Origin of the sequence: Amycolatopsis kentuckyensis (assembly GCF_002155975.1) — a bacterium.
GTDB lineage: Bacteria > Actinomycetota > Actinomycetes > Mycobacteriales > Pseudonocardiaceae > Amycolatopsis > Amycolatopsis kentuckyensis.
Map to the genome: position 1 here is coordinate 1 of NZ_MUMI01000008.1, position 8,370 is coordinate 8,370.

Sequence of the window (8,370 nt, forward strand, 5' to 3'; positions counted from 1 at the left end):
CGCGCACGGCGGCCGGGTACTGCGACGCGCTGAGCGCCGAGCTGATGGTGCTCGAAGCCGGTTCCCTGGCCCGTCGCTACCACCAGTCATGGGCCGACCTGTCGGCGGGGTACGTCATGGGCCGGGTGCTGCACGCCGACGACGACGAGTTCGGCGAGTGGTACCCGGCCGCCGTGCGCGTCCACCACCAGCTCCTTCAGGATCCGGCGAGCCCCTGGCTGAACCTCGATTTCGGCTCGCTGTCGGAGGAGTCCGAGGCCTGACCCGCGCGGGGGAGGTCACCACAACGAGTCACCCCGGCTACGGCGTGGCGAGCATCGTCCCATGAGCAAATTTGTCACCATCGGCCACATGAAGCTCACGGGTCTGCTCACGCGGAATCAAGAACCCCTTCCGGGGATCACCGGGGTCGCCCGGGTCGACCGCCGCACCCGGGAGCTGCTGCGCCGGATCAGTCCCGGCGACATCGTCGTGCTCGACCAGCTGGACCTCGACCGCGCGACGGCCGACGCCCTGGTCGAGGCCGAGGTCGCCGGCGTGGTCAACGCGTCGCCGTCGATCTCCGGCCGGTTCCCGAACATGGGCCCCGAGATCCTCGTCGCGGCCGGCATCCCGCTCGTCGACTCGGTCGGCGGCGAGCTGCTGCGCTCGATCAAGGACGGCACGAAGCTGCGGCTGCTCGACGGCATCGTCTACATCGGCGAGCGGCAGGTCGCCTCCGGCATCGAGCAGACCACCGAGAGCGTCGCCGACCAGATGATCGAGGCCAAGGCCGGGATGTCGACGCAGCTGGAGGCGTTCTCGGCGAACACCATCGAGTTCCTGCGCCGCGAACGCACCCTGATCCTCGACGGTGTCGGCGTCCCCGAGCTGAAGGTACCGCTGCGGGACCGGCACGTCCTGGTCGTCGCGGGCGGCAACGGGCACGCCGAGGACCTCAAGAAGCTCAAGAAGTACATCGGCGAGCACCGCCCGGTGCTGATCGGTGTCGACGCCGGCGCCGACACCCTGCGCGTGCAGGGCTACCGGCCGGACGTCGTGGTCGGCGACCCCACCGGCATCGGTACCGCGACGCTGCGCGGCGGCGGCGAGGTCGTCGTGCCCGCCGCGCCGGACGGGCACGCGCCCGGCGTCGAGCGGATCCAGGACCTCGGCATCGGCGCGGTGACGTTCCCGGCGTCGGGCAACGCCGAAGACCTCGCGCTGCTGCTGGCCGACGCGCACGGCGCCAGCCTGGTCGTCACCGTCGGCTTCCAGGCCACCCTGCGCGAATTCCTCGACCACGGCCGGTCCGGCTCGAACCCGTCGACGTTCCTGACGCGGCTGAAGCTCGGCACGAAGCTCGTCGACGGCAAGGCGGTGGCGACGCTGCACCGCAACCGGGTGTCGATCGCCGCGGTCGTCCTGCTCGTGCTCGCCGCGGTGGTGGTGGTCGCCGCGGCCCTGCTGGTGTCCGATGTGGGCTCGGTCTACCTGGACTGGCTCAAGAGCACCTGGAACACGTTCTTCGCCTGGGCCAAGGGATTGTTCACGTGATTTCGCTCCGCTACCACGTAGTTTCCATCGCTGCCTGCTTCCTCGCGCTGGCCGTCGGTGTCGTGCTCGGCTCGACCGCGCTCAACGGCACGCTGCTTTCGGGGCTGGCGGGGGAGAAGAAGGACCTCGGCAGCCAGGTCGCCGACCTGGAGGCGCAGCGCAACGCGCTCAACGCCCGGCTGACCGACGCCGACGCCTTCGCCGGCTCGATGGGCCCGAAGGTCGTCGCCGGCACGCTGGACAAGCGGTCGGTGGTGCTGGTGACCACCGAGGACGCGCGCCCGGCCGACCGGGACGCGCTCAAGCAGCTGGTCGGCCAGGCCGGCGCCGCGGTGACCGGCGAGGTCCAGCTGACGGCGGCGTTCGCCGACCCGGACAAGGCCGACCAGCTCCGCGACGTCGTCACGCGGCTGCAGCCGGCCGGCTCGAAGTTCCCGACGGCGGGCGACTCGGGCACGCTCGCCGGTGCGCTGCTCGGTTCGGTGCTGCTGCTGGACAAGACCACGGCGAAACCGCAGTCCTCGCCCGAGGAACTGGCGGCGGCGCTGAGCGGGCTCACCGACGGCGGATTCGTCAAGGCCGGGCCGGACGTCAAGCCCGCCCAGCTGGCGATCCTGCTCACCGGCGCCCAGGCGACCGGCGACGGCGCGGGCGACCGCGCGGCCACGATCGCCCGGTTCGCGACGCAGCTCGACCGCAGCGGTGCCGGGGCGGTGCTCGCCGGGGACGCCGGTTCGGCGGACGGCACCGGCGCGCTGGGCGTGGTCCGGGCGGACACCTCGGCGACGTCGATCCTGTCCACAGTGGACAACGCGGACACGTCGGCCGGGCGGGTGAGCACCATCCTGGCGTTGAAGGAACAGCTCGACGGCGGTGCCGGCCGCTACGGCGTCGCGGGCAACGCCCAGGCGCCCGCACCCGGCGTCACCGCACCGGCCGGGAACTGATCCCGGCCGGCGCCTTGCGTCAGCTGACGAGTTCGTACAGGTGCGAAGCGTTCTCGGTCGCGATGGAGCCCAGATCTCCCTCGCCGCCCGGGTTGTAGGTGTGGTTCGAGCCGCCGTAGTTGCTGTTGTAGAACACCTTCACCACCCAGTTACTGGTGAGGTTCCTCGCCGAGCGGGCGTTGTTCTTCACGCACAGCCCCTGGCCGGCACCCGGGCCCTTGAACTCGTAGCAGCCCGGCTGGGTGCTGCCGTAGTTCGGGATCGACCCGTTGAAGTCCGACACCGATCCGGTGAAGTGGTAGCCGTAGTACAGGCAGAACTCGCCTTTTTCGCAGACGCCGTTGCGGGCCGTCGCCGCGTTCGCCGCGGGCGCGGCCGTGGCGATCAGGGCGATGGCGCCCGCCGCGGCGAGCGTGGCCTGGACCAGACGTTTTCCGGCGGTTCCCAAGGTGTCTCCTCGAATCGGCAGTGTGCGGTCACCGGGACAACCCCCCGACCACCGGCGCGGTTGAGGGTCGCCGGTGATCTCCACCCGAATGGCGGAGTCACCGCAGTGGCGGGTCCAGCGGGAAGCAGGACACCCGCACCGGCCACGTGTCGCCGCCCGCGGGCAACGGCATCTGCTTGAGGGCCGCTGCCGCGTCCGGGTCGTGGCCCTCTTCGGTCGCCGCGTGGAAGATGTCCGCCGCGATCGACTGGTCGAACACGCCGATCTGCTGGTGCGGCCAGGCGGAAGCGCCGTGCAGGGCGCCCGGGATCAGCTGGTCGACCACCTTCCGCAGGGTCACGCCGTTCGCCGCCCGGTACTTCCAGACGTCGACGCCGAGGTGCTTCCCGACCTCCGCCATCCGGCCCCACGCCGTGAGGTTGAAGTTGACGTAGTGCCACGACATCGTCCGCGACAGCTCCAGCGGCTGGCTGCCGTCGGCGGCGAACTGCACGGGGAACCGCTTCTGCTCCGCGTCGAGCACGATCTTCCGTGCCGCGTCGCGGTGACCCAGGTACGCCGAGATCGTCGCGTTCTGCATGTCGAGGAACGTGCCGTGGTTGTTGGTGGCGGCCAGTTCCAGCTTGGCCTGCGGGCTGGTCTGCATCCAGCTCAGGTACTGCGTCAGCCACGCCTTGATGCCCGCGCGGTCCTTCCCGGTCCAGCCCGGCGCGCCGCCGTCGAGCAGCGCGAACGCGTCCATCAGCTGGCTGAACGACTGCGTCGAGTCGATGATTCCGGTGCCGCTGACGGTGTTGCGGCAGGGCACGATCTGCGAGTACGTCATGTTCGGGTTCATCTTGGTGGCCGGGTCGAGGAACCACGTCCGGATGTCCAGTGCCGCCCGCTTCGCGTACTTCGCGTCGCCGGTGTAGTACCAGGCCAGCGACAGGTAGTACATCGCGTCCCAGGCCCACATCCGGTAGGTGTGGTCGGTGATCGCGTCGGCCTCCGGGTTGCGCTGGCCGTCCTTGCTGACGTACGGGCAGCCCTGCGGGTTCTCCGGGGTCTTCGGCTGGCTCGCCCACCAGTAGGGCGCTTGGCTCATGTAGTCGTGCTTGTCGCCGCTCGGGGGTGCGGACGGCTTGTCCATCACCGACCACGGCCCGTCGGTGAGTGCGGTGTTCGCCTTGGCCAGCACCGCTTTCAGCGCGGCGCGTTGGGCCGAGCTCGCGTGCCCGCTGCGGATCGCTTGCCGGATGTTCGCGAGCTTGGCGCCGTCGGTGACGATCGTGTGCGGTGGCGACGCGGCCATCGCCGTCCCGCTCACCGGAACCAGGAGCATGCTCGCGGAAACCGCCAGCGCACCGAGAACTCTTCGCACGTCGACCGCCCTTTCGGGGATGTCGGAATCCCCACGTCGTCACCGGGCGGCGGTACGGCTGCAGGGATTCTGACCAGGCGGAGCGGCGGGTGTCAACCGTGCCAGGTGCGCCGCTTGTCCAACGGCCGCGCGTACGACCCCGCGCGGCTCGTCTTCAGCCCCAGTGCCACCAGGGATTCCGCGAGCCGGACCGCGGCCGCGACGCCGTCGATGACGGGGATGTCCAGCATCGTCGCGATCTTCCGGTCGAGGCCGGTCATCCCGGCGCACCCGAGCACCAGCACCTCCGCCCCGGCGTCCCGCGCGCGGCGGCCGGCGGTGAGCAACGCCGACTCGGTCCGGCGTTCGTCGGTCAGTTCCAGCACGCCGAGCCCGGAGCCGATGACCGTGACGCAGTTCTGCGCGACCCCGGCGGCGTGCAGGCTGTCCTCGATCAGCCCGCACGTCCGGTCCAAAGTGGTCACCACGCCGTAGCGGCGGCCGAGCAGGCAGGCCAGGTGCGCGGCGGCCTCGGTGATGTCGACGACCGGGACGTCCAGCAGCTCGCGCGCGCCCTCGCGGCCGTGCTCGCCGAACCCGGCGAGCACGACGGCGTCGAACGGTTCGTCCAGGCCCCGCAGCAGATCCAGGACGGCCGCCGCGGAGAGGAAGCTGTCCAGCCACCCCTCCGCGGACTCCGGGCCCCAGCGCGGGGTCCGGGCGAGGATTTCGGTGCCGGGGCTCGCGGCCGCGCGGGCCCCGGCTTCGATCTCCTTGGTCATCGCCTCGGTGGTGTTGCAGTTGGTGACGACGATCCTCATCGATGCTTCCTCGACACCGCGTAGTACAAAGCCGCCGAGGACGCCGTGCCGATGAACCACGAGTACGGCGCGGCCGGCGCGAAGAACGGCACCAGCGCGATGACGGCGGACAACGCCGCGGTCGGGAAGAACGTCACCAGCGCACGGGGGTTCACGCGCGGGTAGATCCCGCCGTCGACGAACAGCTGTGCGACGTCGACCTTGCCGCGCCGGATCAGGTAGTAGTCGACGATCATGATCCCGAACAGCGGGCCGAGGAACGCGCCGAGCCCGCCGAGGAAGTAGTTGACCACCGCCGGCGAGGAGTACAGCTTCCACGGCAGCACGCACAGGGCCGCGACCGCGCTGATCATCCCGCCGATGGTGAAGGTGATCCGCTTCGGCCAGATGTTGGCCAGGTCGTAGGCGGGGGAGACGAAGTTGGCGACGATGTTGACGCCCATGGTGGCGATGGCGAACGTCAGGGCGCCGATGATGAGCACCGGCGTGTTGTGCACCTTGGCCAGCAGTTCGGCCGGATCGGTGATCGCCTCGCCGAACACCTGCATGCTGCCCGCGGTGACGACCACCGACAGCAGCGCGAACGCCGTCGAGTTGATCGGCAGGCCCCAGAAGTTGCCGCGCTTCACGGTTTTCTGGTCCGGCGCGAAGCGCGAGAAGTCGCAGAAGTTGAGCATCAGCGTGCCGTAGGTGGCGAGGATGAGCCCGGCCGCACCGAACCACTGCCGGATCTGTTCCCCGGTGGACAGCTGCTTCGGGCTGCTGGTGAAGGAGATGTTCCAGTTCCCCGCGGCGAGGATCCAGACGGCGAGGGCGATCATCACGACCCAGATCGCCGGGCCGCACCAGTCCTGGAACTTGCGCACCGACTCCATGCCGCGGGTCAGGATCAGCGCCTGGACCGCCCACAGCGCGACGAAGCAGATCCAGCCGAGCGCGTGCAGGCCGAGGAAACCGTGTTCGGTCAGGGGTTTCAGGCCCGGGTCGATGGTGAGCACGAGCAGCGTGATGGCGACACTCGCGAGGTAGGTCTGGATGCCGTACCAGAAGATCGCGATGATCGCGCGGATCAGCGCGGGCAGGTTGGCCCCGAACGTGCCGAAGCTGATCCGCGCCACGACCGGGAACGGCACGCCGGTGCGCTGGCCGATCCGGCCCATCAGGTTCATCCCGGCGTAGATGATGATGAACCCGAACAGCAGCGCGGTGAACACCTGCCAGGCCGAGAGCCCGAGCACGAACAGCCCGGCGGCGAAGGTGTAGTTGCCGAGGTTGTGCACGTCGGACATCCACAGCGCGAAGATGTCGTAGACCTTCCACCGGCGTTCCTTCGCGGGCGCGAGGTCTTCGTTCCAGAGCCGGGGATCGGGTGGCGGGGTCGTCTCTGGGGAGGATTCGGTGAGCGGGGCTGCGGTCATGCGGGCCTCCGGTCGACGTGCGCCGATGGGTGTTTGGGATACCAAACTTTGGAATCCCAAATATCGCCCCGGCGTCCGCCCGAGTCAACCCTCCGGCCGATAAACTCGTGTTACGGCCGGTTACGCCGGTGTTGAGGGAGGAGCGCGGTGAACGAGCGGCAACCCCTCGCGGCCACGCGGCAGCGGGTGCGCGAGGAGCTGCGCGAACGGATCCTGACCGGACGCCTCCGCCCGGGCGACAGGCTGGTCGAGCGCGAGCTGGCCGAAGACCTCGGTGTCTCGCGGGTGCCGGTCCGCGAGGCCATCCGCAGCCTGGAAGCCGAGGGGTTCGTCGTGGTCCAGTCGCCGCGGCGGGTCGTGGTCCGGCAGCTGGCGCGGGTCGACGTCGAGGAGCTGTTCGACGTGCGTGAAGCCCTGGAAGGGCTCGCGGCCGGGCGGGCCGCGGAGCGGGCGGGAGCGGCGGAGCTGAAGCGGCTCGAACGCACGCTGGCCGACGCCGCCCGGGCGACCGCCCGCGGCGACGCGGCCCGGATCACCGTGCTCAACTCGCGCTTCCACGACGAGATCGTCGCCATGGCGGGCAACGCGCTGCTCACCACGATGCTCCAGCCCCTGCAGGGCAGGCTCCGCTGGCTCACGAGCCAGAACGAGCACTGGGCCGAACTGCTCGACGAGCACCGCCGGCTCTACGAGGCCATCGCGTCGGGCGACGCGGACCGGGCGAAGGCGTTCGCGGTCGAGCACGTGCGGGTGAACCGAGAAGTCACGCTGCGTTCCCTCTTCGGCGAAGAGCCCGGGGAGCGGCCCGCCGGCTGAAGCCCGCCCGGTTTGGTGAGAAAGCACGCGAGCGCCCGGTTTTTCAGCCATTGGCACCAACGGTGACACGACTTTGGTCTGTGTCACGCGGCCGAATGGCTGCTTACGGTCTTCGGTCACCGGTCCCGCCGACCGGTGTCCCCACCGTTCCGGAGGTTCACCGTGCGTAGAGCGACAGTATTCGCCGCCGCCTTCACCCTCGCCCTCACCACGGCCGGCGTCGCCGAAGCCGCGCCCGCCCCCCACGGCCACGCCCAGCGCGTCTGCTCGGTCGCGCCGGCCGGGTTCGCGGCCTGCAACGCCTGGATCAACACCGACACCGCCTTCGCCGCGGCCGCCACGCCGTCCGGGCTGGGGCCGGCCGACCTGCTCTCTGCGTACAACCTCGGCTCCCTGGCCGGCAGCGCCGGCACGGGCCGCACGATCGCCATCGTGGACGCCTACGACGCCCCGACCGCCTTCGCCGACGTCAACGTCTACCGCGCCCAGTACGGCATCCCCGCGCTCGCGTCCTGCACGCCGTCGTCGATCGATGCCAGCACGACCCCGTGCTTCGCCAAGGCCGACCAGAACGGCGGCACCACCTACCCGCGCAAGGACGGCGGCTGGGCCCAGGAGATCTCGCTCGACCTCGACATGGCCTCGGCGATCTGCCCGAAGTGCAACATCCTGCTGGTCGAAGGCACCTCGTCGAGCTTCGCCAACCTCGGCACGGCCGTGAACACCGCCGTCCGGCTCGGCGCCGAGGTCGTCAGCAACAGCTACGGCGGCAGCGAGTTCTCCGGCGAGGCGAGCTCCGAGGGGCAGTACTTCAACCACCCCGGCGTCGCGATCACGGTCAGCTCCGGCGACTCCGGGTACGGCGTCGAGTTCCCGGCCGCCTCGCGGTACGTCACCGCCGTCGGCGGCACCAGCCTGAAGAAGGCGTCGAACACGCGCGGCTGGAGCGAGACGGCGTGGAGCGGCGCGGGCAGCGGCTGCTCGGCGTACATCACCAAGCCGTCGTGGCAGACCGACAGCGGCTGCGGCAAGCGGACGGTCG

At 70.4% G+C, this 8,370-nt stretch carries 9 protein-coding genes; 5 read left to right on the forward strand and 4 right to left on the reverse strand.

Going from position 1 to position 8,370, the window contains the following annotated elements:
- The 3 genes from CCN39_RS00720 to CCN39_RS00730 all read left to right on the forward strand — a co-directional run.
- A partial coding sequence (locus CCN39_RS00720) for a DUF1266 domain-containing protein (protein ID WP_143263869.1) occupies positions 1-263 on the forward strand: 263 nt, incomplete at its 5' end.
- 88 nt (positions 264-351) lie between these two features.
- A complete protein-coding gene (gene steA, locus CCN39_RS00725; protein ID WP_167454939.1) occupies positions 352-1,536 on the forward strand; it encodes a putative cytokinetic ring protein SteA in 1,185 nt (394 codons plus the stop codon).
- On the forward strand, positions 1,533-2,483 hold the full coding sequence (locus CCN39_RS00730; RefSeq protein ID WP_086837868.1) for a copper transporter: 951 nt from the start codon (positions 1,533-1,535) through the stop codon (positions 2,481-2,483). Before steA ends, CCN39_RS00730 begins: the two co-directional genes overlap by 4 nt.
- Before the next feature lie 19 nt (positions 2,484-2,502).
- Here CCN39_RS00730 and CCN39_RS00735 read toward each other — a convergent pair whose 3' ends face one another.
- The 4 genes from CCN39_RS00735 to CCN39_RS00750 form a co-directional block, all read right to left on the reverse strand.
- Complete coding sequence (locus CCN39_RS00735; RefSeq protein WP_086837869.1) at positions 2,503-2,931, reverse strand: peptidase inhibitor family I36 protein; 429 nt, start codon at positions 2,929-2,931, stop codon at positions 2,503-2,505.
- 97 nt (positions 2,932-3,028) lie between these two features.
- The gene (locus tag CCN39_RS00740; RefSeq protein WP_244210555.1) at positions 3,029-4,294 is read right to left on the reverse strand and encodes an alginate lyase family protein; all 1,266 of its coding nucleotides are present in this window, start codon (positions 4,292-4,294) and stop codon (positions 3,029-3,031) included.
- Positions 4,295-4,386: 92 nt separating this feature from the next.
- On the reverse strand, positions 4,387-5,094 hold the full coding sequence (locus CCN39_RS00745; protein WP_086837871.1) for an aspartate/glutamate racemase family protein: 708 nt from the start codon (positions 5,092-5,094) through the stop codon (positions 4,387-4,389).
- A complete protein-coding gene (locus tag CCN39_RS00750; RefSeq protein WP_086837872.1) occupies positions 5,091-6,512 on the reverse strand; it encodes an NCS1 family nucleobase:cation symporter-1 in 1,422 nt (473 codons plus the stop codon). Before CCN39_RS00750 ends, CCN39_RS00745 begins: the two co-directional genes overlap by 4 nt.
- A 147-nt stretch (positions 6,513-6,659) precedes the next feature.
- Between CCN39_RS00750 and CCN39_RS00755 the strand changes: the two genes are divergently transcribed.
- Both CCN39_RS00755 and CCN39_RS00760 read left to right on the forward strand, forming a co-directional pair.
- Positions 6,660-7,328 carry a GntR family transcriptional regulator gene (locus tag CCN39_RS00755; RefSeq protein ID WP_086837873.1) on the forward strand — a complete coding sequence of 223 codons (669 nt, stop codon included), beginning with the start codon at positions 6,660-6,662 and terminating at the stop codon, positions 7,326-7,328.
- A gap of 162 nt (positions 7,329-7,490) precedes the next feature.
- The coding region (locus CCN39_RS00760; RefSeq protein WP_086837874.1) for a S53 family peptidase at positions 7,491-8,370 on the forward strand (880 nt) is incomplete at its 3' end.